Below are 24522 nucleotides of genomic sequence, written 5' to 3'. Positions count from 1 at the left end.
CTCAGATCAGGCCCGCCTTGAGCTGCCGGGCAGCGTCCACGATCTGGTGGGGCTGAATGATCGTGAGATTTTCCAGGGCACCGTTGTAGGGGGTGGGGATGTCCTGGGAGGACAGCCGCACCGGCCGCGCATCGAGATCGTCGAAGCAGTGCTCCGTGATCAGGGCGATCAGTTCGGCGCCGATGCCGCCGGTCTTCATGCACTCCTCCACCACCAGTACCTTGTGGGTCTTGCGGATGGAGCGGGAGATCGTCTCCATGTCGAAGGGCTTGAGGCTGATCAGGTCGATCAGATCAACGCTGACCCCCTCGGCTTCCAGTTGCTCCACGGCCTTGAGGCAGTGGTGACGCATGCGCGAATAGGTGAGGATCGTCACGTCGCTGCCCTGCTGCACAACCTCGGCCTGGTCAAGGGCGCAGACGTAGTCGCCGGCGGGGATGTCCTCGGAGAGGTTGTAGAGCAGCACATGCTCGAAGAAGAGCACCGGATTGTTGTCGCGGATCGCGGCCTTCATCAGGCCTTTGGCATTGGTGGGGGTGCTCACCGCCACGATCTTGATGCCAGGCACCGCATGGAAATAGGCCTCGAGGCGCTGGCTGTGTTCCGCGCCCAGCTGCCTCCCGACCCCACCGGGGCCGCGCACGACGGTGGGAATGGTGTAGTTGCCGCCGCTGGTGTAGCGCAGCATCCCCATGTTGTTGGAGATCTGGTTGAAGGCCAGCAGCAGGAAGCCCATGTTCATGCCCTCCACGATCGGGCGCAGGCCCGTCATGGCAGCGCCCACGGCCATGCCTGTGAAGCTGTTTTCAGCGATGGGCGTATCCAGCACCCGCAGTTCGCCGTACTTCTCGTAGAGATCCTTGGTGACCTTGTAGGAGCCGCCGTACTGGCCCACGTCTTCTCCCATGACGCAGACGTAGGGGTCACGGGCCATCTCCTCGTCGATGGCGTCGCGCAGGGCGTTGAACAGAAGAGTTTCAGCCACTGCCAAGCGGTGTCCAGATTCGCGCCAACTTATCTCAGCCGCCCGCTGCAAAGGTGCTCAGCAGCAGCACCGAGAGCAGCAGGCCCGGCAGCAGCAACGTGACCAGCAGGCCCAGGTCGTGGGGAGTCATCGGATCAGGTCCACCATCAGGGAAGACCGTGCGAGGTCCCCGAGCTTAAGGACTCTGCTCGCTTCCGGCAGGCACCAGGCTGCGCAGGAACACCAGAAACAGCCCCAGGCCGATGAAGCCAAAGCTGAAGGTGGCCAGAAAGCACATCCCCACCACCAGGGTTTTCACGGCGGTGGCGATGCTCTGGGCCATCGCCGAGCCGTAGCTGGGCGGATGGTCGATGTAGTACCCCACGACCCGCTGGCTCACCCCCAGGCTGAGCCAGCCCAGCAGGGCACTGGTGAGGGCACCCGAGAGAAAGCTGAGCGGGCCCTTGCGGGGCTGGGTGGTTGTGGAGGGCGTCGCCTCCTCGGGTTCACTCATCGGTCGGCACAGGCGAGTGGGTCCAGGCTGACACCGGAGCTGCTGCAGCGGCAGCACCAGGCCTCGAAGCCAGCGTCCCTCAGTGGCGTCGCCAGGTGTTCCAGGGCCCTCTCCGCATCGGCCACCGTGCTGAACAGGGCAAACAGGCTTGGACCAGACCCACTCATCGCCACCTGCTCGGCCCCCGGGGCCTGCCGCAGCAGAACCAGCCCCTCACGGACGCAGGCCACCTCTGGCTCCACCACCGTCTGGAGATCGTTGCGCAAGGGCGGCCAAGGGCCATGGCCCTGCAGAGCCGCCAGCAGTGGCCCCTGCCGCAGGGCCTGACGGCGCTGCTCAAAAGCGGATTCACCCTCCACATAGGTGGCCTGCCTCCGCAGGCGGCATAACCCGTAGGCCCAGGGGGTCGACACGCTCACATCGGGATGCTTGATCAGCAGCACCCCGAGGCGCGGCGGCTCGGGCAAGGGCACCGGCTCCAGCCGCTCACCTCGCCCGAAACAGAGCTGGGTACCGCCGACCAGGCAGTACGGCACATCGGAGCCGAGCTCTGCCGCCAGATCCAGCAGTTCGGAGCGATTCAGTTGCAGATTCCAAAGGGCATCCAGGCCCACAAGGGCCGCCGCCGCGTCACTGCTTCCTCCCGCCAGCCCCGCTCCGATCGGGATCCGTTTCTCCAGGCGCATGGACGCGCCGAGGTCGAGCCGACCCACGTGGCGCCGCAACCGATCCGCAGCCTTCACAATCAGATTGTTGCCATCACTCGGAAGGTCAGACCGATCACTCGACAGGGTCAGTTCCGCATCAGGGCGCGCCTGCAGACACAGCCGGTCTTCCAGATCGAGGGTCTGCATCACCATGGCCAGCTCATGAAAGCCATCCGGCCTCAGACCCAGCACTTCCAGGTGCAGATTGATCTTGGCGGGGGCCCGCACAATGAGCTCAGCCATGGCAACAGGCGGCGGCGGCATCTGCCGCGTGGACTGGGCCTGAGTCTGCAGGAGCTGGGTTCAGCACTCAGTGGAGCTCGATTCTCCTCCGCTTGGTTGAACCTGAGAGCCATAGGGCTCCAGGGCCGTAGCCAGGGCCACCCATTGGGCAGGTGAGAGCATCTGGGGTCGGTCCTGAAGGTCGATCCCGGCCTCTGCCGCCACGGCAAGCAACTCCTGGTCACCCACAAGGCCGCAGAGACTGTTGCGCAACATCTTGCGCCTGGCGGCAAAGCAGCGGCGCAGCAACGACTCCACGGCCCGGGCCAGACGGGGTTCAAGGCGGTCGGAAGCCGCCATCGGCTCCAGGGCAATCACTTCGGACATCACCTTCGGCGGCGGCTGAAAGCACCGAGGCGGCACACTGCAGACCGAATGGCAATGCGCCAGCAACTGCATCCGCACACTCAGCGCCGAGTAAGCACTGCTGCCGGGACGGGCTCGGATCCGCTCTCCCACCTCCTGCTGCACCAGCAACACCAGGCGTGCGTAGGGCAGCTCCACGGGCCGATCGAGGCGGCCCAACAGCCTGTCCAGCAGGGGTCCCGTGATGTTGTAGGGGATGTTGGCCACCACTTTGTCGGCTGCTGGCAAGGCAACCACGAGGGCATCGCCTTCGATCAAATGAAAGCGGTGATCATCTGAAAAGCGCTGTCGCAGGCCTTGAACCAGGTCACGATCCAGCTCCACCGCCTGCACAGATGCCGCCGGCGAAGCCAGAAGCCGTTCCGTCAGGGCTCCGCGTCCAGGCCCCACCTCCAGGACCCGATCTTCAGGCCCAAGCTGAGCGGCGGCCACGATGCGATCCAGAACGCTCTGATCGATCAGCCAGTGTTGGCCAAAGCGTTTGCGCGCCCGGTGGGCAGCGAAAGTCATGGCAGGCCGGGAACAAGCATCCAGATTGCAGCGCCACAGGCCCAGCCTGGCTATCAAGAGAGAAGCCTTGCTCGTCGTTGCGAGAGATCTTCCATGCTCCGCCACCCTCCGAACCTGATCTGCATCGGCTGCGCTCTGATCGGCACGGTGCTGTCCTGGCCGTCACCGGCCCAGGCCGGCAGTGCAACCGCTGAATCGGTCTGGGACAAGTCCAATGCCCTGCAGCGGGCCATGGAGCAGATCCCTGCCGGAGCCACGGTCACAGGGCAGCGCTGCGAAGAATTCGGGGTGGGATTCAACAACACCCGCTACCGCTGCTCGGTGGAATACACCACTGATCCGCCCCCGACCCAGGCGCCCTAGGAGCGGTGGTTGCCAGCAGACCACCCTCAACCCAGACCAGCCTCAATCCGCAACCAGCGCACCGCATCCAGCCCCACCGGCAGCGGTACCAGGGCCAGCACCACCTCCACCGGCCGATCTCCCAGATGGGGATGGGCTGCCAGCCAGCACGCCCATGCCCGGGCCAGACGCCTCCGCTTGATCACGCCGAAGGCCGCTACACCGCCTCCATCACGGCCTGAACGCCGCCGCGCTTTCACCTCAACCAGCAGCAACCGCCTAGGCTTTGCCAACACCAGGTCCAACTCACCCCAGCGGCACCACCAGTTGCGGGCAAGAACGGTCCAGCCATGTCGCTGCAGCAGCAACGCCGCCCAGTCCTCTGCCCCCTGACCCCGCTCCCGGGTGGAGGCTTTGCATCGTCGGTGGAGTCCCATCGATCCAGAGCATGGGGTGACTTGAGCAGAGTTCCCCAGCGGTGTCATCGCGGCAGGAAGACCGTCCCAAACTTTTCCTAGGGTTGGACCACCCGTCGATTCGCTATGGCCAGGGCCTCCCAAGGAGCCTCTCCGAGCCTGCTGGACCTGGTGCCATGCCACTCCGCAGGGCTCAAACTGGAACGTCTGGGCCGCTTGCTGGCTGGATGCCTGAGCGCCATCGTGATGCTGCTGGGTGTTCTGAGTTGGGCAGCACCTGCTCCAGCAGCGATGGACTATGCCAAGCAGGTGCTGATCGGGGCGGATTTCCGGGAAGCGGATCTGCGTGGTGTCACCTTCAACCTCACCAACCTGCGCGATGCCGATTTCACTGGAGCCGATCTCCGCGGCGCCAGCCTGTTCGGCGCAAAGCTGCAGGACGCAAGCCTGAGAGGAGCGGATCTGCGCGAAGCCACTCTGGATTCGGCGGTCTTCAATGGAACCGACCTTCGCGATGCGGTGCTTGAAGATGCCTTTGCCTTCAACACCCGCTTTCAGAGTGTGGCCATCGATGGTGCCGACTTCACCAATGTTCCATTGCGCGCCGATGCGCTCAAGACTCTCTGTGCCTCAGCCAGCGGCACCAACCCAATCACTGGTCGCAACACCCGCGACACCCTGGGATGCTGACCATCATGAGCTTTGATGCCCATAGCCTGGAACGATTGAAGCAGCTGGGACGAGCCTTACCACAGCCGCTGCCTTTGCCTCAGCCCAAGCCAGCGCCTGGCCATACGACCAGTGAGCGACGCCATCAAGTTGAAACCGAAGAGGACCCGGCCGAACTGTTTCGCCAGCTGATGCGGGTCAGTCCCGACGGGACAGTGCCGCCCCATCTCATGGATCGGTTACGTCAGATGGAGGTGAAGACATCCAGCAACCCTGAGCCCGTGAAGGCAGACGCTCTGGATGACAATCGGCGAGTCCGGTCCAGCGGCCAACAACGGCAAGGGCGGCAGGGGAAGCAGCGAGGCAAAACAACCGAAAAAGCCGGACGACATGAAGCCGAACTGAAGAGTCAGAATCAAGAACTGTATGCCGCTTTTCAGCAGCTTCTGCTAGAAGACGATGATGGTTGATGGTTGATGGCTAACTAAATAGGAAAGACCATATCGCTGATGCTTTGTTGCGCATGTCATCAAAAATGCGAGAAGAAGGCCCCCAACAAAAGAGAATCAAGAAACATGTGTCTTATCTCCTGATTCAAAGAAACTCCTAACCTTTAAGGGCCTCCCCTGTCGACAAAAAAATCACCGATCCGGAGAGCAAGCCCAGGAGCGGTGATTGAATCAACAAAATTCTGAAACCCTAATGAGGATTATCGGAATTTAAAGTTCACTTTGCAGAAGATGCAAAGTCGGGATAAGCTTCCATGCCATGCTCGCTAATGTCGAGACCTTCGATTTCTTCAGACTCTGACACCCGAATGCCTCCAAACATGGCACCAATGATCGACCAAACGATCAAAGAGGTGATCACAGCGAAAATGCCATAGGCAAGGACGCCGACGATCTGATAGCCGAATTGGGTGAAGCCATGGCCGTAGAACAGGCCTTTCTCCTGATTGAACAGCCCAACTGCAAGGGTTCCCCAGATTCCACAGGTGCCGTGCACGGAGAAGGCACCAACCGGATCATCAATCTTCAGGCTGTCGATGAAGGCAACCGAGAAGACCACGAGGCCGCCACCGATGAAACCCATGACCCAGGCACCAGCCATCGAAATGCCGTCACATCCCGCAGTGACACTGACCAGACCGGCAAGGATGCCATTGATGGTCATGGTGAGGTCGGGCTTTCCACCTCGAATCTGGGAGATGACAGTTCCGGAGATCGCACCACCAGCAGCACCCAAGGTGGTGGTCACGGCGATGTAAGGAACAGCCTGATCCATGGCGAGTTGGGATCCAGGGTTGAATCCATACCAACCGATCCAGAGGATCAGGCAACCGAGAGTCGCAATGGCCATGCTGTGACCAGGCAAAGCCATCGGCTTGCCGCCCACGAATTTACCGATCCTGGGACCAAGCAGGATTGCACCGACCAGGCCAGCCCAGGCTCCGAAGGAGTGAACGATCGAGGATCCAGCAAAATCAATGAAACCACCGGCTTCGCCACCGAGACTGGAAAGCCATCCACCATTCCATTGCCAAGCGCCGGCAATGGGATAGAGAAATCCAACCAAAATCAGCGAGAAAACAACAAACTCGCCAAACTTGATCCTTTCAGCAACAAGTCCGGAAACGATTGTGGCCGCCGTAGCAGCAAATGCAACCTGGAAGAAGAAGTCAACAGAAGGAACAAGGCTGCCTTCGGTGACCATTTCAGCAGTTACTTCGGGATCAAAGAAAAGCCCGTTGAAGTACAGCCAACCATCAACCAGCGCATCGCCGTACATCAGCGAAAAGCCAATCAACCAATAGGCGCTTGCCGCAAGAGCAAACACAATCAGGTTCTTCAGCAGAATGTTGACAGCATTTTTTTGCCGGCACATTCCCGCCTCCACCATGGCGAAACCGGCGTTCATGAAAACGACGAGGATCGCGCAGACAAAGATGAACATGTTGTTGGCCAGGAACGCTGGCGTGAGCTCAGGGAGCTCAGCCGCGTGGGCCGACAGGTTGAAAACGCCCAAACCAAGCAAGGCCAGTGGCACGCAGGCCAGCCAGGTGAGGGAGCGTTGGGATGAGAGACCCCGAATGCTGCGAACAATCAGCGACGGAGCCTCAATGAGACTGGCCTCCTGCAGACGCCTCGAGGCGGTGCGTCTGGGGGCGCGCGGAGCAACTGTCATGGAGCGTGATGACTCAAAAAAAAGCAGAGGCTGCACGGGAGTGGAAGGCCATGAAGCCCTTCCCTGAGGTCCAAAAGTGCTCGTTAAGGCACCTTTGCTAAGTGTCCGTCGCTACCAAATCGCCAATCCGTGCCTCCAGGGGCCTGTCATTCCTCAATCCACACCGTCTGGCTGATTCCCATGCAAGCGGCAGCTGTGTCAGCGATTCGTCGCATCTGCCGTTGCATCTGGCAACATTTGCTACACACCTCCGGGCGGACCCTGACAAAGTGGAGATCCAGCCACTTGCCAAAGCCTTGAAACAGATTCAGGCCATCATCCGTCCCGAAAAGCTCGATCCCGTCAAGGACGCACTGGTGGAACTGGGCATCAATGGGATGACCGTGACCACCGTCCAAGGCTTCGGCAAACAGATGGGGCACACAGAGGTGTATCGCGGTGTGAAGGTGGAAGCACGTCTTCTCTCCAAGACTCTCCTGACCTTGGTGGTGACTGACGAAAGCTGTGACAAGGTCGTGGAGGCTCTGCTCAAGAACGCCCAGACCGGTGAGATTGGCGACGGCAAGATCATTATTACCAACGTCGAAAATGCTATTCGCATCCGGACCGGTGAATCCGGAGATGTCACTCTGATCTGAAGCTCACTGATCTGAAGCTCACTGATCTGAAGCTCACTGGTCTGATTGCTTACTGAAAATTCCTTTATTGATCAGTTCGCTCCTTAGTCCTTCTGGGCTGAGGGGTGTTTTTATTATGTGGCTGGTTTTGTGAGCGTCACGAGTAGAGGCTCGATACTCCATGATTGTTGTCATGCCTTCCGAACTTTCGCCAATCCCATTCGAGGCCTGCTTGCCACTTGACTGGCTCAGCCTCGAGACGCTTGCAGCTTCACTGGACGATCCTGTTGAAGGTCTGACCAATTCCCAGGCGACCTTGAGGCTGTTCGGACAACCCGAGACTTCCGTTCGGGTCACCCTGTACCGCGACCACCACGCCTGGTGTCCGTATTGTCAAAAGGTCTGGCTGTGGCTGGAGGAGCGGCGGGTTCCCTATCGCATCCGCAAGGTCACGATGTTCTGCTACGGCGAGAAGGAGTCCTGGTACCGCCAACGGGTTGCCTCGGGGATGTTGCCCGCTCTGGAGATCGATGGACATCTGGTTACCGAGAGCGATCGCATCCTGGAGGCTCTGGAAACAAGTTTTGCTCCACTCGGTCCAGGCATGAACGATCCCACTGTGCTGCCCCTGCGGCGCCTGGAACGCCAGATCTTTCGATCCTGGTGTCAGTGGCTCTGCACACCGAGCCGTTCCATCGACGACGACAGTCACCGCCGTGATGCGTTTCGCCGTGCTGCCCAGTGCATGGAAGCAGAGCTGCAGCACACTCCTGGCCCCTTCCTGCTGAGTGACTTCAGTACGGCTGACCTGGTTTTCGTGCCTTATCTCGAGCGGATGGCGGCTAGCCTCCTTTACTACAAGGCTTATGCCTTGCGTCAGGAGCATCCAGCCATCGATCGCTGGTTCCAGGCCCTTGAGCGACGCCCCACGTATCTCGGGACCCAGAGCGACATCCATACCCACGCCCACGATCTGCCGCCTCAGATGGGTGGCTGTTATCCCAGTGGCACGGCTGAACAGCAGGCCATCGCCAGTCGAGTCGATCGAGGTCCATGGCCCATTTGTGAGCCCGACCCCGAAACGTCTGCACCCGTGCCGCCGGATGCTGCGGCCGTAGCCCTCGCCAGGGTTCTGCGGCATCGGACTGTGCTGGTGGCGCGCCAACCCTCCAACAGCGGCTTTGATCAGGCCCTGCGTGCTGCCCTAACCCGCCTGATCCAGGGGACGGCATGCATTCCACCTCCAGGCAGTGCCGTCCGGCTGCGTGACCTGCGGGATCACATCTGCGTTCCGCGCGATATGCCGCTTCATTCAGCCCGGCTGCTGCGCCAGGCCCTTGAGGACACAGCAAAGCTCGATCCACGCAGCCCCGACGATCAACCACCAGCCCTCTCACAGCGCCATCGCCGGGATCAGGATCCGCGTCCATTCCTGACAGCCAGTCGCTGAAGCTGTCCCTGCCACTGGACGGTGGCGCGGCTTCAGTTCACCGTGTGGCTGTTCTGGTCGTTCCGCTTGAACGGGTAATGTGATGGCCGCTTCAGGCTCTCTGGCCCTGCTGCTTGTTGTTCTAGGGGGAGCCCCAGCCTGGGCGTCATGGGACGAAACCGCAGCGCCGGGAATTCCCCCCAGACCAGCGACCATTCCCACGCGTCTGGCGGTGGCCGATGTTCTGCCATCTGCTGGCTCGTTGGACGATCGCGCTGCGGACCACAGCAACGCGGTTTCAGGTGTGCAATCCATTCCTCCACTGCTGGACCCCCTGGCTGGAGCGACCCAGCAGGTGGATCCCTGGGGTTGGCGCTTTTCCGAAGCCCGCGGAGCCTGGAGAATGCATACGGGCCTCGACCTCGCCGCACCCGCTGGAACTGGTGTGCGAGCCAGCCTTGCAGGGACCGTTGTTCTGGTTGAATCCGTTGGTGGGTATGGCCTCACCGTGGTGCTGGCTCACACCAGCCAACTTGAGACGCTCTACGCCCACCTGGAATCCACGGATCTCCAACCAGGCGATGCTGTCCAGGCTGGCCAGCCGATTGGCCGCGTCGGCATGAGTGGGCAGGCCACCGGTCCCCATCTTCATTTTGAACTGCGACGCCGTGGCGATGTTGCGGTTGAGGCACTCGACCCCACCCCCCATCTGACTCGACTTCTACCACCACCAGTTCTTCCGCCGCTTCCAGAGTCAGCACCGGGAACGTTGGCAGCGCTCGCTGAGTCCAGCCAAGCAACCAGTCAAGGCGCGCCATGACCTCCAGCTTCGACATCACAAGGCTGAATCCTTGGAAAAGGACCCGGGTTGGATTGGTGCTGTTGTCCTGTCTGGCTTGCGCAGCAGTCTTCCAACCCCTGAGAAGTGGAGCTGTCGAGCTACGCGGCAGCACGGTGTTCCTCAGAGCCCCCTGGAAAGTAGATCTGAGTAGTTATTACACCAATGTCTTCGAGCGTTGGGCTGAGTACTACTTCACCCTCACCCTTGCCGAGGATGCTGGTGCATCACTCGGCGGTCTCACCATTCAGCAGACTCGCGGTGCAGACTGGCAATTCCCCTTCAGCCCGGAGAGAACCCGAGCCTTTCTAGGGCAACCCCGTCAGGGTGGAGCTCCAGTCCCGGTTGAAGCCAGCTTTGACCCAAGTCTCCGCCGCTTCAAGCTGAGCTTCCCAGAGCCGATACCGCCCGGAAACACGATCACAGTGATGATCAAGCCATGGCATAACCCTGCCCAGGCAGATACGTACATGTTCCAGGTGGAAGCCATTCCAGCTGGACCCAACCCAATACCATCAGCCGTTGGATCAGGAACCCTGCGGATCTATTCCATCGATCGTTATTGATTCAACAGCCTGGGTATCTGAGTGTTCGCCAATCTCCATTGGTTGTACTCACTTCAACCCCAATTCCGACCGGACCGCCCACGGCACCACCCATTTCCTGCCACCAACTGATCGCTTCACTCCAGGCTGACTCGAGCGAGTCATAGAGATCATCCAGAACCGGGTGAGGCATGCCCTGCAGGTCGACCAACCGATACAGGCGTGGACCAACGGCATTGAAGCCGCCACCTCGCTCGAAAGGGCGCGGTGGAGACGAGCTGGACGTGCTGCTGCGCAAGGAGGGAGAACGGGAAGCGCTGGCAGGCGACATCGATGCAGACATCGGCAAGCAACTCAGAGACCATCAAGGATCATCGCTCCTGTGACAGCTGCTGACTGTCACCTTTACGACATCTTCAGAAGCTCACGCTCCAGGGCGCCAGCGCTGCTTCGGCAGAAAGCCCCGAAGGGCGAGCCTTCGGGGCCAAGAACAACCCGATGTGAGTAGGGGCTGAATCAGGTCAGACTCAACGCACGAACAGCATCTCCTGGTAGGAAGGCAGGGGCCAGAGATTGTCGTCCACCAGGGCTTCCAGCCCATCCACTGCAGTGCGCAGGTCTGACATCAAGGGAAGCAGTGTTTCAGCACAGTGCCGCATGTGGGCCTCGGTGCCGTGGGGGGGCTGATCAATCGCCGTCTGGAGGGAGCCACTGACTTCCATCAAGGTCTGGCTGAGGGAGGCAACCGCATTCTGGGTTTCGGGAGACACCTGCAGGCCCATGGCGGTCTGCAACTGCAGCGAGCCAGCCAATTCACCCAGATAGCGCATGGCGGCAGGGTAAATCTGAGACCGGGCAATCTGCACGGCCAGCTTGGCTTCCACTTCAATCGCAAGAATATATTGCTCTGCGTAGACCTCGAATCGGCTCTCCAGTTCGACCGGTGTCAGCACACCGGTGTGCTCAAACAGTTCACGAGTGGAAGCACGTTGCAACACCGGCAGGGCATCCGCTGTGGTACGAAGATTCTCAAGACCACGCTCTTCCACAGCCATGCGATGCCAGGCATCGGAATAGCCATCGCCACCGAAGACCACGTTGCCGTGCTTCTCCATGACCTCTTTGAGCACAACCAGACTGGCTTCTTCCACGGAGGTTCCACTGGACAGCTTGGCTTCAAGCTGATCGGACACCCAGGCCAGTGAATCGGCCAGAATCGTGTTCAGAGACACCAGCGGTCCAGCCACAGACTGGCCCGAGCCCACGGCACGGAATTCGAAGCGATTACCGGTGAAGGCAAAGGGAGACGTGCGGTTGCGGTCGCCGGCATCCTTGGGGAATTCGGGAAGGGTCGCCACACCGAAATCCATCATTCCGCCGATGGAGGAACTACTCAGGCGTCCCTCACGGATCTGGTTGAACACATCCTCAAGCTGACTCCCCAGATAGACCGAAATGATCGCCGGGGGTGCTTCGTTGGCCCCAAGACGGTGGTCGTTGCTGGCCGTGGCGATCACCGCCCGCAACAGTGGACCATAGAGATGGACACCTCGGATCACCGCACCGCAGAACAGCAGGAACTGCAGATTCTCGTGAGGCGTGTTGCCGGGATCGAGGAGGTTGCCCTGGGTTGCGTTACCGATCGACCAGTTGACATGTTTGCCGGAGCCGTTGATGCCGGCAAATGGCTTTTCATGCAGCAGGCACACCATGCCGTGCTTCTTGGCCGTGTTGCGCAGCACGGTCATGGTCAGCTGCTGGTGGTCGGTGGCTACATTGGCCGCCTCAAAATAAGGAGCAATCTCGAACTGGGAGGGAGCCACCTCGTTATGGCGGGTCTTGGCGGGAATGCCGAGCTTGTAGAGCTGACGCTCCACGTCCTGCATGAACACCTGCACCCGTTCGGGGATCGCGCCGAAGTAGTGGTCATCGAACTGCTGGCCCTTGGCAGACGACTTGCCGAACAGGGTGCGACCTGCCAGCAGGAGGTCGGGGCGCAGAGGCAGATAGGCATTATCGATCAGGAAATACTCCTGCTCCGCGCCACAGCTGGAGTTCACCTGAGCGATGTCGGTTTCGCCCAGGAGACCCAGCAGCCGCTGGGCCTGGGCATTGACAGCGGCATTGGAGCGGAGCAGAGGGGTCTTCTTGTCGAGGGCCTCGCCCGTCCAGGAGACGAAGACGGTGGGGATGCAGAGGGTGACGCCATTGGGCGTCTCCATCAGATAGGCCGGACTGGTGATGTCCCAGGCGGTGTAGCCGCGGGCCTCGAAGGTGGAGCGGATGCCGCCATTGGGGAACGAAGAACCATCCGGCTCGCCCTGCACCAGCAACTTGCCGGTGAATTCCGTGATGGCGCTGCCATCTCCCTGGGGAGAGATGAAACCATCATGTTTTTCGGCTGTGGAGTTGGTGAGGGGATAGAAAACATGGGAGTAATAAAGGGCTCCCCTTGCCGTAGCCCATTCCTTCATGGCCTGGGCCACCACATTGGCCACCGACACATCGAGCTTGCTGCCGTCCTTGATGGTGCGCTGCACCGACTTGAAAATCTCCTTCGGCATCGCCGCCTTCATTTTGGCGAGCGTGAACACGTCACTGCACCAGAGCTCTTCAAGGCTCTGGACCGGAGCGGTGGCCACCGGCTGTCGTTGCTGAATCTGCTGTGCAACGGCGAAGCGCTGGGGGCTGGGCATGGTGAAGGACGAGAGGCGGATGGATGACATCCAATCCCGAGACCCCTCCCTCTCCTTGCAGCGGTTGCTACAGAACTCAGCCCAGGTAATGGCGATGCACCGGCCGGCACCAGTAGACCAGCAGCGCCACGTTGGTGATCCACAACAGAGGAAGCAACAGGGCCAGAACCGGTCGGCCAGAGGCCACCAGAGCCAGTCGCACGATCCCATAGGAGAGGCTGGTCGCCAGACTCATGGACAGGGCGACGATCGCCAGAATCTGACCCCAGCGTCGCCAGCGCAGCAGCGCGATACAGGCCACAAGACCCACGACGATCGTGGGCAGGACAGCGCTGCTGATCACCACCAGATTGGCGACCTTCAGGTCAGGATCCAACAGAATCACCGCGATGCCTAGGGGGATCGCCAGGATGTTGGCGATCAGTCCGGCCCAGGCCAGGCTCTGATAGCCACTTGGGGGATCCTGCATGTGGGGTGGGGTCAGTGCGGGGGACGGGGGGACGGGCTCAGATGGCTTGCACCGGGCCATAGTCTGCGCTCCAGCGCGCCGCCTCCAGGCAGGCCAGGGCCTCCGCTTCCGTGGTGGCATGTCGGGCCAGGCCCTCGGCCATGGCTGTGATGGCCACGGCTTCGGCCACCGTGGCGGAAATCGACTGCACCTCTGAAAGCGACGGCATCAGCGGAGCGTCCGGATCCTTGGTCGCCGGGATCCTCTCCGCCAGGGCCAGGGTTGCGGATTCGATCATCGCCTCACTCACCTGGCGCGCTCCCACGGCCACTGCCGCAAAACCCAGGCCCGGATAGAGGAAGCAGTTGTTGCATTGCCCGATCCGTCGACTCTGACCTTCGACAACCACGGGATCAAAGGGGCTACCCGTGGCCACCAGGGCCCGCCCATGGCTCCAGGCCAGCAGGTCGGCCGGAGTGGCCTCAGCCAGGGTGGTGGGGTTGGAGAGGGGAAGAATCACCGGACGGGGCACCACGGACCCCGGCAAGCTGGTCCCTCGGGTTGAACCATCGCCGTCAAGGCCACCCAGCATCGTCTCCACCACCTCCCGGGTGAAGGCCCCGGCCACCGTCGAGGTGCCGATCAACACGCTGGGCCGCACCGCTTCCACCACCGCCAGCAGGCCAATCCGGCCTGAGGCATCACGGCGGAAGCTGCCGGCCTCCTGACGGGGACGACCGAAGGCCGCAGCGGCCTCACCCGCGTCACCGTCCAGCAGCAGGCCGTCGCGATCAATCGCCCAGATGTGGGCCCTGGCCTCCGCCTCCCCCATCCCCTCGGCCCGCAGTAACCGCACCAGCCGATCGGCGATCCCGCAACCGGCGGTGCCAGCGCCGAACACCACAATCCTTTGCCCGCTCAGCTGCCGCCCCTGACCGCGGCAGGCCGCCAGGATCGCCGCTGCGGCCACCCCACTGGTGCCCTGGATGTCGTCGTTGAAGCTGGGAATCCGTTGCCGGTACAGCGCCAGGTTGTGGCGCGCCTGGTGCGTGCCGAAGTCTTCCCAGTGCAGCAGGCAACCCGGGAAGGTACGCTCCACCGCGCCGATGAAGCGCTCGATGAATCGGTCGTAGGCCTCGCCCCGCAGCCGCGGCTGGCGCAGCCCCGGATAGAGGGGGTCATCCAGCAGCTCCTGGCGGTCAGTCCCCACATCCAGCACCACCGGCAACATCTGGGCCGGATGGAGACCGGCGCAGAGGGTGTAGACGGCCAGCTTGCCCAGGCAGATCTCGATGCCCCCCACCCCCTGATCCCCGATACCAAGGATCCCCTCCGAATCGGTCACCAGCACCAGATTCACGGGTCGGCCCGCCGCAGCCTGTTGCAGCAAGGTCTCAAGTCGGTCCTGCTGGGACGGCAGCAGATAGACCCCCTGACTGGGACTGCGATAGCGGTGGCCGAAACGCTGGATGGCGCGCCCCACGGTGGGGGTGTAGACCACGGGCAGCACCGCCTCGATGTGATCGCTGAGGAAGCGGTAGAACAGCACCAGATTGCTCTGGCGAAGCTGAGCCGCAAAGGCGAATTTCTGCAGGTCGTCGTCGAAAGCCTCGAAGATCCGCCAGGCACGCTCGGCCTGCAGCTCCAGTGATTCCTCCTGCCAGGGGAGCAGCGCCTCGAGGCCGAGCTCCCGTCGCTCCTGTCTGGTGAAGGCCGTGTCCTTGTTGAGCAGCGGATCGGCCAGAACGGCGGCCCCCCGCAGACGCGTGGCCTGCACCGGATGGATCGCGTGGGACGGAACAGACACCGGAGACGACCTGGCAACCGACAGACAGCACTGCCGGAGGGGGTCCTCACCCTGCCATGGGCCCGGGCTGGGTGATCAACGCAGCTCGAAGAGCAGCACGTCGGCGGGCTCCCTCCCCGCACGGAAGGCCCCGATCGAGGCGGCGTCAAAGCCGAGACCGTCACCCGCCAGCAAAGGAGCGCCAGCCTCGGCAATCTCGAGACTCCCCTCGATCATCTGGATCCATCCCTGGGTGCCGGGCTCGAGCGGGTTGGCCAGACGATCGCCCGGCTGGGGCCTGGCCCGCCAGAGCCGTACGGGGCGCTCGATCGCCATGGCACCGCCAGATCCTTCCGGATCGAGCAGGAGGGTCCAACCAGCGCCGATGGCGAAGGGCTTCTGCTCGTAGGCGGGCGGAATGCCGCGGCGGCTGGGCTCGATCCAGATCTGCAAGAGCCGGCAGGGCGTGGAGCCGCCATTGATCTCGCTGTGGACCACACCGGTGCCGGCACTCATCCGCTGGACTTCGCCAGCCCGCAGGATCTCGGCATGGCCCATCGAGTCGCGGTGATGCAACTCCCCCTGCACCATCACGGTGATGATCTCCATGTCGCGATGGGGATGCATGCCGAAGCCCCGGCCGGCGGCGATGGTGTCGTCGTTGATCACCTTCAGTGGGCCAAAGCCAATCCAGGCGGGATCAAAGTGATGCGAGAACGAAAACGTGTGCCAGCTCTCCAGCCAGTCGAAGCTGCTGTGGAACCGCTCGCCAGCACGGCGACAGAGCAGCAACGGAGAGGGCCTGGTCTCAAGGGGAACGGCGGGCATGGGGGTCAGGCGAACGTCAGGAAACTCTGCGATCCCTTGCCGTGCCTGGCAAGTCTTCAGCCCAGCTCCGCTGGGGGATCAGGCTGCGCTGAAACCAGGTGTCGGGCCCGCAGGGGCGCAGCAGCAACCGCAGCACCGCCGGCAGGGCCAGCAGCTCGAAGGGCGCCGTGCGCTGCGGCCAGAGCCGATCACGGCGGTACAGAAGCGTCTGCAGCTGGTCACGCTGCTGCGGCGACAGTGCTCCCCAGCGCCCCGCCAGGCGCCAGCCATCCCGCCGCCGGTCGCCCAGCGAGGAGATGAGCAGCGGCGACTCCAGAAGCTCCAGGGGCACTGAGTCCAGACCGGGCAAGCCCTCCACGGTCCAGACAACGTCTGACGACGTGATACAGGATTCTGCAGCCGGCGATGACTGAGCAGGGGCCTCCAACTCGATCCCCTCTTCACTGATCGCCATCACGCTCAGGCTCAGCGGTGGCAGCGGAGCCCCCTCCTGGATCGGGGTCAACCGGATCAGCGGCTTCGGCTCGAGCCGGAACCAGGGGAGATCGCTGTCGGCGCTGCGATCCCAGCAGCAGCGCACCGCCAGCAGCAGGAGCAGCAGGTTCGTGCAGGCCCAGACCATGGTCACAACCCTGGTGGCGGGCGGAAGCGGATCCAGAGCCGCGAGCTCTGGGCCGGTGAGGGGCCCGTTCAACAGATGCACCAAAGCGATCAGCTGGAGGCTGAGCAAAAACAACAAGGGGAGCAGCAGTTGTCGTGACGGTCCAAGCCGGCGGCCCCAGGGACGCTGCTTGGGCGTCACATGAAAGCGAAGGGGGCGCCCGAACAGGGTGGACAGCACCGCGCCAGCCAGAGGGACGACAAACAACCAGCGGTACAGCTCAGGCAACAGGGCCGTGCGCGCATGGCCACTCAACCAGCGGCTGAGAAGCATTTGCGCCAGAAAGAAAGGCAGCGCTTCACTGAACAGGCCGGCGGCAGTGAGACGGATTGGTGCCACCCCGAGCAAGCCAAGGCTCAGCGGAAACAGCAACAGCAGCAGCTGAGGCAGCACATTGAACCAGTGCAGGATCCCCTCGAGATAGGCCAGGCGCTGCAGTGGGGTCAGGCCACGGATGCGGAAGGGGCTGGCTCCGGTGCGCAGGATCTGCAACGTGCCGCTGGCCCAGCGGCAGCGCTGGCGAGTCATGGCGGCTGCGGTGAGCGGAGCCAGGCCGGCGCTGAGCTTTTCGGCCACGAAAATGTTGCGGTATCCGGCGGCTGCAATCTGGATTCCCGTGGCCAGATCTTCCGAAGATGTGGCGGTAACGAAGCCGCCCACCTGCTCAAGGGCGCTGCGGCGCATCACGAAGGATGTGCCGGCACAGACCACGGCACCGAGGGCCTGCCGAGTGGGTTCGATCCAGCGATAGAAAGTTTCCTCGTCAGGCAGCAGCCATCGCTCCATGGACGCATTGCGTACCACGGGATCAGCATTCATGTAACTCTGCGGGGTCTGCACAAACCCAACGCTGGAGTCATCGAACAGCCCTACGGTGCGCCGAAGGAATCCATTCAGTGGAACCACGTCGGCATCGAAGACAGCCACGAGGTCACCACTGCTGTGCAGAAGGGCATGGTTCAGGTTGCCGGCCTTGGCATGGAGCCGTTCCCCACGACTCAGGTAGAGGCATCCCAGCCGGCGGCAGAGCAGCTCCAGCTCAGGGCAGGCAGCGTCATCGAGCAACCAAACGGTCTTGATGGGATAGTCCATCGCCAGACAACCGCGCAGGCAGCGTTCCACCAGGCCAAGCGGCTCGCCATAGGTGGGGACGAACACATCGACCCTGAGCAGAGGGTTTGCCGAGAGGGAAGCAACCGCCGACTCCTCATCGCAAAGATGCAGTACGGACGGTGGGTCGCTCTCAGTTTGCCTCGCTGTCTGGATGCATGGAACAGCGACAGGGGTGTCCCGACGGTCAGCCGCAGAAGCAAGGGCATGCTGGGTCATCCGGCCTTCCAGCCGGGCGGCGGCGGCGGCCACAGTGGCCGTCACAGGAGGAGGGGGTATCAGGGTGAACCAGAGCTGCAGGAAGGTGGTGGCCAGCAGCAGCAACTCAGCCGCCAGCAGCAGAAGGCTCAGGCCAGTTGACAGGGGTGAACTGAGGTTGAGCGTGCTGCCGCAACGCCAGATCAGATAACGCGCTGCCAGAACGGTGAGCAGCGCCACAGCCCAGGGAAGACGCATCAACCCGCTGGCGGCTGGAGCGGCGGGCAGACCTGACGAACAAAGTCGCAGGTCGCAATGGCGGGTTTCTGCCAGTTCAGGGGGATTTCCAGCAGATCGCGCGGCCCACTGATGCCCTGGGCAAGAAGCAGCAGACCCGCCAGGGCACTGGCAGTCAGGTGAAGGCGACGCCAGCGGAGGCTGCGAAGAATCTCGGGGCGTGCCGCGACACCGAAGAGCAGCAGGCCGGTGAGTCCGACCCCTCCCCAGAAGTGGGATTGCCAGAAGGCCGGGTCAAGTGGATTGTCGCTGAGTCGCCAGACCTCAGGCTGCATACCCAGGCCGATGACGCCGATCCAGCACAACAGGGCAAACGTGGCCCTGTAGGGAGCGGCCTTGGCCCGCCAGAGCAGCACGAGGGCAGCAGTTGTACCGAGCAGCACCAGCACGAGCATGACCAGGCGTCCTGCGCCGCCTTCGAAGGCGGAGAGGGGATGCTTTGTCGCGATCACCACGCTGAGAGCCACCAGCTCGATTGCCACCACCGTTGTGGCCAGCCAACGGCCCAGATCGGCATGGTCTCGGCCACTGGTGGGAGGGGTCTTGGCCTGCTTGAGGCGCCGCTGGCGGGTCTGCTGAGCCAGACGGAGCACGATGCCGAGCAGTGGATAGACCACCACCACAGCCAGCACGGGATGTATCAGCCACAACCAGTCGATCGTCTGCATGGTGGAAGCTTGACTCGTGAAAACCGTAGGGGAATTACCGCTGAGTTTCAGCAACGGATTTTCCTGAGGGAGGACTCCTGCGCTCTGGTCCAGCCCTGGCCCACCGCCCCCGGACGGTGTGTAGTACGGCGAACAGCGACGACGCCCGTAGAGCGAGCGCCTGGCAGGGGGCTGATGTTTTGCCGGAGCCGTTTGCAGCAGGCATCGCAGACTCCCAGAACCGCTGGGGGGCGCTGCCTGCTGAAATGTGGGAAGCTCTGGCTGAATACCGTCGGATCACAGCCACATCTATGGTCGAGCAGCCAAGGCGGGAAGAGAGATTTCTTCTGCCGGCCATCACGATCTGGATCGGTGCCATCTTCACCGTGAATGACCTGCAACACCACGGCAGACTCTGGGATATCAGCTGGTCGGGATGCTGCCTGCTATTTCCTCCTGGCGAAAGAGTGAATGCCAGTCAGAAGGGATCACTGTTGATTTCCCATCCCAGCACCAACAGTGTGATCCCCACCGCAGTTATGGTGATGTGGGTGGACAGGGAAGCTGGCGGCACCTATGCCGGCTGTCGCTTTTCCCGAAGGGTTGATTTCAGTCAAACCTTTCTCAGGGGCCTGATGGTTCCTCATGAAGCAGTCCGTCCCCCGGGAGGTCGTCTTCTCTGAGATTTCAGCACCTTAGGGCTCCTTGGCTACAGTGATCCCATGGCGCGCCATTCCCCGGAAAGAGTTGAGTGATGAAGCGGCATGGTTCTGCTGTTGACTCATAAAGATCTGCATCCGACCGATGAGCGCCTGCAACGACCCTTGGAAAGGTTGGAAACATTGCAAGGTCACTCCGGGGGGAACCCCATCCAGCTGTTGCATGGCTTTGCCAACCAATTCAGCCAGTCACAGATCTTGGGATTGCGACGGCGGAAACCCTGATGGTGACTTCTTCTACCAAGGTTTCATCAACTCATTCACGTCATGGTTCCGCACTGGCATTGATTGATGCGAAGTCTGATTGCAACCTTGCCACGCAGAAGGTCCGGCACTAGAAGCGCCGGACCTCATTGAGCAGCCTTAAAGGTTCGGCGCCGATCGTGAGCCGAATCTCTGCTGCTTGCCTGGATTGTCAATGGATCAGGCCGTCGGCCTGGCAAAAGTCCGATCACGGCAATCGAATCATCCCGCAAGGAGATCAAGAAGGATTATCAAGGGTGCCGTAGTTTCGGGGCAAATTGTATTGACTCTAACTCTGAATTCAATACCTCCAAGGCTGTGATGTGGAAGGTGAAACGTTGACAACAAACAGAATCACGAAGGACGGCGGTATGCAAGAAGCAGAGAAGACGTAGAGCAACTGGCTTGCGATCCTGGGGCCGATGGTTCAGGCGAACATCTGCTGAGCCCAAGGGCACCTGTCGCGATGCGAAGGGCGATAGCGAATTGCAAAAATCCAGACGATCGTTCCTGGGTCAGCCAGAGAATAATCGCTTCGGAGAGCAGTTCAGACCATCGTGCAGATGTTGATCTTTAGTTGAGACTGTTGGAGCAGGACGCAGGATGTCAGTTGACTCTGAACTGATGACGCGGTGGAGTTTCATCCATCTCTGGGCCTCCGAATCTTGATGGCTTCAGTCTTGCTCTGAGCACCAGTTCCGTCCATAGGTATTGATGCCTCAGCCTGTCGTCTTTCCCTGGGCCTGCCGCGGGCAAGGCGCTCCGGCAAGATTGGGATGCCCTCGCCCCGAACCATGGCCCGCTTGATGGTGGTGCTGAAGCCCGTCGTCGCCTGTGCGGCCGGGGAGTTGATCCCCCAGCTTGAGCCGGTGCTTCAGGCCCTTGAGGCCACTGTGGACGAGCGCAGTGCCACGCACCTGGGCGGAAGCTTCGTGCAGGCGCCCGTGGGCCTGAAGGTTCAGCTCTTCGGCGACGTGCAACCCCGCTCCGATGGATACGAACTCGAAATCGTGTTGATGAGTGGCGAGCCGATGGCAGGAGGGTCCCGCAACACCCGGCTGGCCCTTGAAGGTCTGCTGAGCGAAGTGGAGACCCGTTCCCCTGGCCTGAAGGTGGTGTTCCGCTCCGATCGGGATGGCCCCTGCCGCCCCCGTTAGAGCTGCCACCCCCGGCTGGAGCAAAGGATGTCAGGCGGCGGCGGCATGGCGGCCGCTGCGTGCCATGAGGCCTTCCTGATCGGCAGGCACCACCAGAATCTCCAGGGGGCTGAGCCAATCGAGGGCTTCCTCCAGCTCCTGCCTGGGGCGGCGGTCGTGCTTGCCGATGCCACCGGTGAGCACCGGCACATCCACCCCTGCCAGGCTGGCCGCGCCCTTCGCGGCTGACGTCGGGATGGCGATCGCGAAACTGAAGGATGTTTCCACAGGGTGGCCGCGTTCTCTGAGGACGCCGCAGCATCCCTGGGTTGATCAGCCTTGCCTGATCAGGGAGGAGAAACCATTCATGTCATGGCTCGACCGGTGTCCTGGGGAACAGGCCCAGCATGGTCGAGATGGTGACCAATCCGCTCGATGTGGAGGCAGACCCGTTCCAGCCAACGCATCGCCTCGAGCTCTCGCGTGCCCTCCTCCACATCGAGATGACCCAGGGCCACCTCCTGCATCACCTGGTGGCGGCAGTGGTGCTCCTGGCTTGCCAGAGTGCGCACCAGGGCTCCACTGGCGCTGGAGATCCCAGCCCAGTCGTGCTGCACGGCCCTGAGAACCACAGCGTCGAGCAGAGCGGCAAACTGCTGCCGTTCTTCAGCCAGCTGGCTGGAGCCGATCAGGGTGGCGAGGCGATCGGGTTCCTCCTCGCAGCGCTCATGCAACCGCTGCAGGTGGTCGAGCCCATGCAGCAGGTGGATCAGGCGCTGACCGCTGTGGCGTTCCAGATGATCGAGATGGATCTGATCGAGGTAGGTCTCGGTGCGGTCAAGATCAGCCTGGAGGTTGGCGAGCTGGTGTGGCAGCCGCGGTGGCGGCTGGGCAGCTGCCGGCGGACCGGCTCCCCCCAGAGACCGGCGCAGCAGCTCCAGCAGCTCGCGCAGCTCCTGTTCGACCGCGCGGCGTGCCTGATCAATGGCCAGGTGGGCATCGTCGGGGGGAGCCTGGTCCAGGGCATCGGCCCAGGAACGGGGACCCGATGGCACCAGGGCGCGGATCAGGTGCGCGAAGGCGCCCGTGAAGGGCAGGGCGAGAGCCACCCCCAGCAGATTGAAGCCGCTGTGAAAACTGGTCAGGGCAAATTCCGGCTCGGCGGCCAGGCGCTGCGGCCAGATCTCCTGCCAGAACCAGACCACGGGGTTGAGCAGAATCAGCCCCACCAGAGCACTGAGCAGGTTGAAGCAGAGGTGAGCCATGCCGGTGCGACGGGCGCTGATGCTGCTGCCCAGGGCCGCCACGACCGCACTGACCGAGGAGCCCACGTCCATGCCCACCACCAGGGCTCCGGCCTGGCCCAGATCGAGTCCCCCCGCGGCGAGGGCCATCAGGGTGCTGGCCACTCCGGCGGCGGAGCTCTGGGTGATCACAGTGGTGACCAGACCCAGGGCCACCAGCTGCAGGCGGCCGAGCCAGTGGCTGCCATCGAATCGCGTCGGATCGAGCAGCAATCCCTGGCCAGCCATGGCGGCCTTGATGCCGTCGAGCCCCAGGAAGAGAAGGCCAAAGCCCGCCAGGGCGAAGCCGATCACCGCCCAGCGGCCCCTGCCGAAGATGCGCAGCAGCGCGCCCACCAGAATCAGCGGAAGCAGGGCGCGACCCAGAGACCAGCGGATCCCCAGCAAGGCCACCAACCAGCCCAGGGCAGTGCTGCCCAGGTTTGCCCCGAAAATGATGCCGAGCGAATCGGGGAAGCGGATCAGCCCTGCCCCGACAAATCCCACGGTGGTGACCGTGGTGGCGCTGGACGACTGCAGCAGCGCCGTGGCAACGGCACCGGTCACCGCCCCGCTCAGGGGAGTGCGGGTGAAGCGCAGCAGGGCGGTACGCAGCTGGGCTCCAGCCAGGTTCCGCAGGTTCTCGGTCAGCACCGACATGCCGAGCATGAACAGGCCGAGCCCTCCGATTGCGCTCAGGAGTCGGGTCCCCGCGTCGATGGATCCAGCTCCTGAGGATGGCCTGTTGCTGCACTGTTGCAACGGCTGCGGCTGACCACCTGACTTGGCAAAGGAATGCAGCGTGCGCGCCTCCAGGCGGACACGCTGCGTCAGAGGGAGCAGCGCCCCTCGCGTTCACAACAGAGCTGATCAAGGGACGGCCGGCCGGTGAGCCGCAGCCGCCAGAGGGCCCACAGGCGATAGAGGCCATCGGCGATGCCACGCAACAACGGCCAGCGGCTGGGGGCATAGAGCCAGCCCAGCCCCACCAGCGCATAGGCCCGTCGGAAGACCTCCACATCACGCACCACCTCGCCACTGCCGGTCAGGCCATGGATGCGCTCCATCGCATCGCGATAGCTGATCTCGCCATGGCTGGAGGGGTCGTAATCGACCGCAGCGACATCGACGAAGGCGAGCCGTCCATGCTCAGCGTCACGCCTGCGCAGGAAGCGCACCTCCCGCAGGCAGAGCGGACAGCCTCCGTCGTAGAGGATCGTGAGGTCTGCAGCAGCGGCACCGGGGGCGGGGAATGGACCGCCGGAAGGGCTGGCGACGGTCTGGAGGGGGGTCTGGCTCATTTCTTGCAGAAGAAGGACCTGGTTCACTTCTTGCGGCAGTAGCTCCCGCCCACGTTCATCCATCCTTCCGGACAGGCTTCACCGTTGGTGGGCCGCACGGTGTAGTTCATCAGGCCCAGGGTGCTGCACTTGCCATTGAGGGTGTCGACGTAGCCCATCGGGCAGATCGAGCCGATCTTGGGCACCACCCGCTGCGCCTGGGCCGGCAGGGCCAGGAGCGCCAGGGCCGAAAGGCCAAGCATCCATGCAAACGGATTGCGCATCGAGGAATGGAGCGTCTGCTTCTGATCCGATGCTATGCAGCGCAACCGCCCGATTCGAACCGTGCTCCGCCAGAGCCTGCACCGCCTCAGCGTCACCACCTGCGGCGACGGCTTCACCGATCTCACCGCCGAGCTGCAGCTGCGGATCGCCAGCAGCGGCCTGCACAGCGGTCTCGCCACCCTGGTGACACTGCACACCAGTTGCAGCCTCACCATCAATGAGAACGCCGACCCTCGGGTTCTGGATGATCTGGCCGCTTACCTGCGGGCGCTGGTGCCCGAGGCAGGGGTGCGGCCGATCAGTGGCGAAGGTGGCCGCTACCGCTACAGCCACGACGATGAGGGCCCCGACGACATGCCAGCCCACATCCGCACCAGCCTCACAGCGACCAGCCTCAGCCTTGCGTTTGAGGAGAAGCGCCTCGTGCTGGGAACCTGGCAGGCGGTCTATCTCTGGGAGCACCGGGCCGTGCCCCACCGCCGCCAGCTGAGCCTTCACCTGATCGGTGACTGAGGCTGATCG

The 24522-nt window shown here is 62.6% G+C and carries 26 protein-coding genes; 10 read left to right on the top strand and 16 right to left on the bottom strand.

Annotated elements, in window-relative coordinates; genetic code table 11:
- Position 1 precedes the first annotated feature (1 nt).
- From VB716_RS02625 to rsmA, 4 genes are all read right to left on the bottom strand, one after another.
- Positions 2–985: a pyruvate dehydrogenase complex E1 component subunit beta gene (locus VB716_RS02625; protein ID WP_197155297.1), complete on the bottom strand. Its 984-nt coding sequence runs from the start codon at positions 983–985 to the stop codon at positions 2–4.
- Between the two features lie 175 nt (positions 986–1160).
- Positions 1161–1478 (bottom strand): DUF3082 domain-containing protein, encoded by a 318-nt coding sequence (locus VB716_RS02620; RefSeq protein WP_197170168.1) that lies wholly within the window; start codon positions 1476–1478, stop codon positions 1161–1163.
- On the bottom strand, positions 1475–2428 hold the full coding sequence (ispE, locus tag VB716_RS02615) for a 4-(cytidine 5'-diphospho)-2-C-methyl-D-erythritol kinase (RefSeq protein ID WP_323269642.1): 954 nt from the start codon (positions 2426–2428) through the stop codon (positions 1475–1477). Before ispE ends, VB716_RS02620 begins: the two co-directional genes overlap by 4 nt.
- A 60-nt stretch (positions 2429–2488) precedes the next feature.
- Positions 2489–3343 (bottom strand): 16S rRNA (adenine(1518)-N(6)/adenine(1519)-N(6))-dimethyltransferase RsmA, encoded by an 855-nt coding sequence (gene rsmA / locus VB716_RS02610; RefSeq protein WP_323269641.1) that lies wholly within the window; start codon positions 3341–3343, stop codon positions 2489–2491.
- Between the two features lie 93 nt (positions 3344–3436).
- Here rsmA and VB716_RS02605 point away from each other — a divergent pair, with 93 nt between their 5' ends.
- On the top strand, positions 3437–3706 hold the full coding sequence (locus VB716_RS02605) for a hypothetical protein (RefSeq protein ID WP_197155283.1): 270 nt from the start codon (positions 3437–3439) through the stop codon (positions 3704–3706).
- Positions 3707–3732: 26 nt separating this feature from the next.
- On the opposite strand, the gene VB716_RS02600 is transcribed toward VB716_RS02605, so the two are convergent.
- Positions 3733–4122 (bottom strand): YraN family protein, encoded by a 390-nt coding sequence (locus VB716_RS02600; RefSeq protein ID WP_197155281.1) that lies wholly within the window; start codon positions 4120–4122, stop codon positions 3733–3735.
- A 225-nt stretch (positions 4123–4347) separates the two neighbouring features.
- Here VB716_RS02600 and VB716_RS02595 point away from each other — a divergent pair, with 225 nt between their 5' ends.
- Together VB716_RS02595 and VB716_RS02590 are read left to right on the top strand one after the other, a co-directional pair.
- Positions 4348–4791 carry a pentapeptide repeat-containing protein gene (locus VB716_RS02595; protein ID WP_197159257.1) on the top strand — a complete coding sequence of 148 codons (444 nt, stop codon included), beginning with the start codon at positions 4348–4350 and terminating at the stop codon, positions 4789–4791.
- The gene (locus VB716_RS02590) at positions 4785–5240 is read left to right on the top strand and encodes a hypothetical protein (protein WP_231605257.1); all 456 of its coding nucleotides are present in this window, start codon (positions 4785–4787) and stop codon (positions 5238–5240) included. Before VB716_RS02595 ends, VB716_RS02590 begins: the two co-directional genes overlap by 7 nt.
- A 256-nt stretch (positions 5241–5496) precedes the next feature.
- On the opposite strand, the gene VB716_RS02585 is transcribed toward VB716_RS02590, so the two are convergent.
- The gene (locus VB716_RS02585; RefSeq protein ID WP_197155279.1) at positions 5497–6954 is read right to left on the bottom strand and encodes an ammonium transporter; all 1458 of its coding nucleotides are present in this window, start codon (positions 6952–6954) and stop codon (positions 5497–5499) included.
- 296 nt (positions 6955–7250) lie between these two features.
- On the opposite strand from VB716_RS02585, the gene VB716_RS02580 reads away from it, so the two are divergent.
- From VB716_RS02580 to VB716_RS02565, 4 genes are all read left to right on the top strand, one after another.
- Positions 7251–7592, top strand: a complete 342-nt coding sequence (locus VB716_RS02580; protein ID WP_197159255.1) for a P-II family nitrogen regulator — start codon at positions 7251–7253, stop codon at positions 7590–7592.
- 172 nt (positions 7593–7764) lie between these two features.
- Positions 7765–9021, top strand: a complete 1257-nt coding sequence (locus VB716_RS02575) for a glutathione S-transferase family protein (protein ID WP_416223827.1) — start codon at positions 7765–7767, stop codon at positions 9019–9021.
- A gap of 82 nt (positions 9022–9103) precedes the next feature.
- The gene (locus tag VB716_RS02570) at positions 9104–9820 is read left to right on the top strand and encodes a M23 family metallopeptidase (RefSeq protein ID WP_197155275.1); all 717 of its coding nucleotides are present in this window, start codon (positions 9104–9106) and stop codon (positions 9818–9820) included.
- The gene (locus VB716_RS02565) at positions 9817–10404 is read left to right on the top strand and encodes a DUF2808 domain-containing protein (RefSeq protein WP_323269639.1); all 588 of its coding nucleotides are present in this window, start codon (positions 9817–9819) and stop codon (positions 10402–10404) included. The genes VB716_RS02570 and VB716_RS02565 overlap by 4 nt, the downstream gene beginning before the upstream one ends.
- Positions 10405–10910: 506 nt before the next feature.
- Here VB716_RS02565 and VB716_RS02560 read toward each other — a convergent pair.
- From VB716_RS02560 to VB716_RS02535, 6 genes are all read right to left on the bottom strand, one after another.
- Positions 10911–13079: a glutamine synthetase III gene (locus VB716_RS02560; RefSeq protein ID WP_322756986.1), complete on the bottom strand. Its 2169-nt coding sequence runs from the start codon at positions 13077–13079 to the stop codon at positions 10911–10913.
- A gap of 76 nt (positions 13080–13155) precedes the next feature.
- Entirely contained in the window at positions 13156–13548 is a 393-nt protein-coding gene (locus tag VB716_RS02555; RefSeq protein WP_323269638.1) for a Hepatitis C virus core protein, read from the bottom strand.
- A gap of 37 nt (positions 13549–13585) precedes the next feature.
- Positions 13586–15334, bottom strand: coding sequence for an NAD-dependent malic enzyme (locus tag VB716_RS02550; protein ID WP_323269637.1), 1749 nt, complete (start codon positions 15332–15334; stop codon positions 13586–13588).
- A 75-nt stretch (positions 15335–15409) separates the two neighbouring features.
- Entirely contained in the window at positions 15410–16141 is a 732-nt protein-coding gene (locus VB716_RS02545) for a pirin family protein (protein ID WP_197170161.1), read from the bottom strand.
- Positions 16142–16157: 16 nt separating this feature from the next.
- Positions 16158–18368 carry a cellulose synthase catalytic subunit gene (locus VB716_RS02540; RefSeq protein WP_323269635.1) on the bottom strand — a complete coding sequence of 737 codons (2211 nt, stop codon included), beginning with the start codon at positions 18366–18368 and terminating at the stop codon, positions 16158–16160.
- Positions 18368–19075, bottom strand: a complete 708-nt coding sequence (locus VB716_RS02535) for a DUF4079 domain-containing protein (protein WP_323269634.1) — start codon at positions 19073–19075, stop codon at positions 18368–18370. The genes VB716_RS02540 and VB716_RS02535 overlap by 1 nt, the downstream gene beginning before the upstream one ends.
- Before the next feature lie 179 nt (positions 19076–19254).
- Here VB716_RS02535 and VB716_RS02530 point away from each other — a divergent pair, with 179 nt between their 5' ends.
- Both VB716_RS02530 and VB716_RS02525 read left to right on the top strand, forming a co-directional pair.
- Positions 19255–19737 (top strand): PilZ domain-containing protein, encoded by a 483-nt coding sequence (locus tag VB716_RS02530; RefSeq protein WP_197155256.1) that lies wholly within the window; start codon positions 19255–19257, stop codon positions 19735–19737.
- A gap of 1055 nt (positions 19738–20792) precedes the next feature.
- Positions 20793–21173, top strand: a complete 381-nt coding sequence (locus tag VB716_RS02525; protein WP_197155254.1) for a hypothetical protein — start codon at positions 20793–20795, stop codon at positions 21171–21173.
- A gap of 30 nt (positions 21174–21203) precedes the next feature.
- Here the strand turns inward: VB716_RS02525 and VB716_RS02520 are convergent, their stop codons facing one another.
- The 4 genes from VB716_RS02520 to VB716_RS02505 all read right to left on the bottom strand — a co-directional run bounded on the left by VB716_RS02520 (position 21204) and on the right by VB716_RS02505 (position 23999).
- On the bottom strand, positions 21204–21440 hold the full coding sequence (locus tag VB716_RS02520) for a hypothetical protein (RefSeq protein WP_197155253.1): 237 nt from the start codon (positions 21438–21440) through the stop codon (positions 21204–21206).
- Positions 21441–21517: 77 nt separating this feature from the next.
- Positions 21518–23104, bottom strand: coding sequence for a Na/Pi cotransporter family protein (locus VB716_RS02515; protein WP_197155251.1), 1587 nt, complete (start codon positions 23102–23104; stop codon positions 21518–21520).
- 161 nt (positions 23105–23265) lie between these two features.
- Positions 23266–23736, bottom strand: a complete 471-nt coding sequence (locus tag VB716_RS02510; protein WP_323269632.1) for a DUF393 domain-containing protein — start codon at positions 23734–23736, stop codon at positions 23266–23268.
- Positions 23737–23759: 23 nt separating this feature from the next.
- Positions 23760–23999, bottom strand: coding sequence for a hypothetical protein (locus tag VB716_RS02505; RefSeq protein ID WP_197155247.1), 240 nt, complete (start codon positions 23997–23999; stop codon positions 23760–23762).
- A 34-nt stretch (positions 24000–24033) separates the two neighbouring features.
- Between VB716_RS02505 and VB716_RS02500 the strand changes: the two genes are divergently transcribed.
- The gene (locus VB716_RS02500) at positions 24034–24513 is read left to right on the top strand and encodes a secondary thiamine-phosphate synthase enzyme YjbQ (protein ID WP_323269631.1); all 480 of its coding nucleotides are present in this window, start codon (positions 24034–24036) and stop codon (positions 24511–24513) included.
- Positions 24514–24522 lie beyond the last annotated feature (9 nt).

Source organism: Synechococcus sp. CCY9201 (genome assembly GCF_034931105.1).
GTDB lineage: Bacteria > Cyanobacteriota > Cyanobacteriia > PCC-6307 > Cyanobiaceae > CBW1002.
The sequence above is the reverse complement of the archived record's forward strand: the minus strand, read 5'-3'. Positions and strand labels throughout refer to the sequence as shown.

Bases quoted from the DNA above. Each gene is read 5' to 3' on its own strand.
- ispE (WP_323269642.1), bottom strand. From the start codon at position 2,428: ATGGCTGAGCTCATTGTGCGGGCCCCCGCCAAGATCAATCTGCACCTG.
- rsmA (WP_323269641.1), bottom strand. From the start codon at position 3,343: ATGACTTTCGCTGCCCACCGGGCGCGCAAACGCTTTGGCCAACACTGG.
- VB716_RS02600 (WP_197155281.1), bottom strand. From the start codon at position 4,122: ATGGGACTCCACCGACGATGCAAAGCCTCCACCCGGGAGCGGGGTCAG.
- VB716_RS02605 (WP_197155283.1), top strand. From the start codon at position 3,437: ATGCTCCGCCACCCTCCGAACCTGATCTGCATCGGCTGCGCTCTGATC.
- VB716_RS02565 (WP_323269639.1), top strand. From the start codon at position 9,817: ATGACCTCCAGCTTCGACATCACAAGGCTGAATCCTTGGAAAAGGACC.
- VB716_RS02545 (WP_197170161.1), bottom strand. From the start codon at position 16,141: ATGCCCGCCGTTCCCCTTGAGACCAGGCCCTCTCCGTTGCTGCTCTGT.
- VB716_RS02500 (WP_323269631.1), top strand. From the start codon at position 24,034: ATGCAGCGCAACCGCCCGATTCGAACCGTGCTCCGCCAGAGCCTGCAC.
- VB716_RS02535 (WP_323269634.1), bottom strand. From the start codon at position 19,075: ATGCAGACGATCGACTGGTTGTGGCTGATACATCCCGTGCTGGCTGTG.
- VB716_RS02620 (WP_197170168.1), bottom strand. From the start codon at position 1,478: ATGAGTGAACCCGAGGAGGCGACGCCCTCCACAACCACCCAGCCCCGC.
- VB716_RS02595 (WP_197159257.1), top strand. From the start codon at position 4,348: ATGCTGCTGGGTGTTCTGAGTTGGGCAGCACCTGCTCCAGCAGCGATG.
- VB716_RS02525 (WP_197155254.1), top strand. From the start codon at position 20,793: ATGCCCTCGCCCCGAACCATGGCCCGCTTGATGGTGGTGCTGAAGCCC.
- VB716_RS02575 (WP_416223827.1), top strand. From the start codon at position 7,765: ATGCCTTCCGAACTTTCGCCAATCCCATTCGAGGCCTGCTTGCCACTT.
- VB716_RS02555 (WP_323269638.1), bottom strand. From the start codon at position 13,548: ATGCAGGATCCCCCAAGTGGCTATCAGAGCCTGGCCTGGGCCGGACTG.
- VB716_RS02540 (WP_323269635.1), bottom strand. From the start codon at position 18,368: ATGCGTCTTCCCTGGGCTGTGGCGCTGCTCACCGTTCTGGCAGCGCGT.
- VB716_RS02510 (WP_323269632.1), bottom strand. From the start codon at position 23,736: ATGAGCCAGACCCCCCTCCAGACCGTCGCCAGCCCTTCCGGCGGTCCA.
- VB716_RS02560 (WP_322756986.1), bottom strand. From the start codon at position 13,079: ATGCCCAGCCCCCAGCGCTTCGCCGTTGCACAGCAGATTCAGCAACGA.
- VB716_RS02505 (WP_197155247.1), bottom strand. From the start codon at position 23,999: ATGCGCAATCCGTTTGCATGGATGCTTGGCCTTTCGGCCCTGGCGCTC.
- VB716_RS02585 (WP_197155279.1), bottom strand. From the start codon at position 6,954: ATGACAGTTGCTCCGCGCGCCCCCAGACGCACCGCCTCGAGGCGTCTG.
- VB716_RS02570 (WP_197155275.1), top strand. From the start codon at position 9,104: ATGGCCGCTTCAGGCTCTCTGGCCCTGCTGCTTGTTGTTCTAGGGGGA.
- VB716_RS02515 (WP_197155251.1), bottom strand. From the start codon at position 23,104: ATGCTCGGCATGTCGGTGCTGACCGAGAACCTGCGGAACCTGGCTGGA.
- VB716_RS02590 (WP_231605257.1), top strand. From the start codon at position 4,785: ATGCTGACCATCATGAGCTTTGATGCCCATAGCCTGGAACGATTGAAG.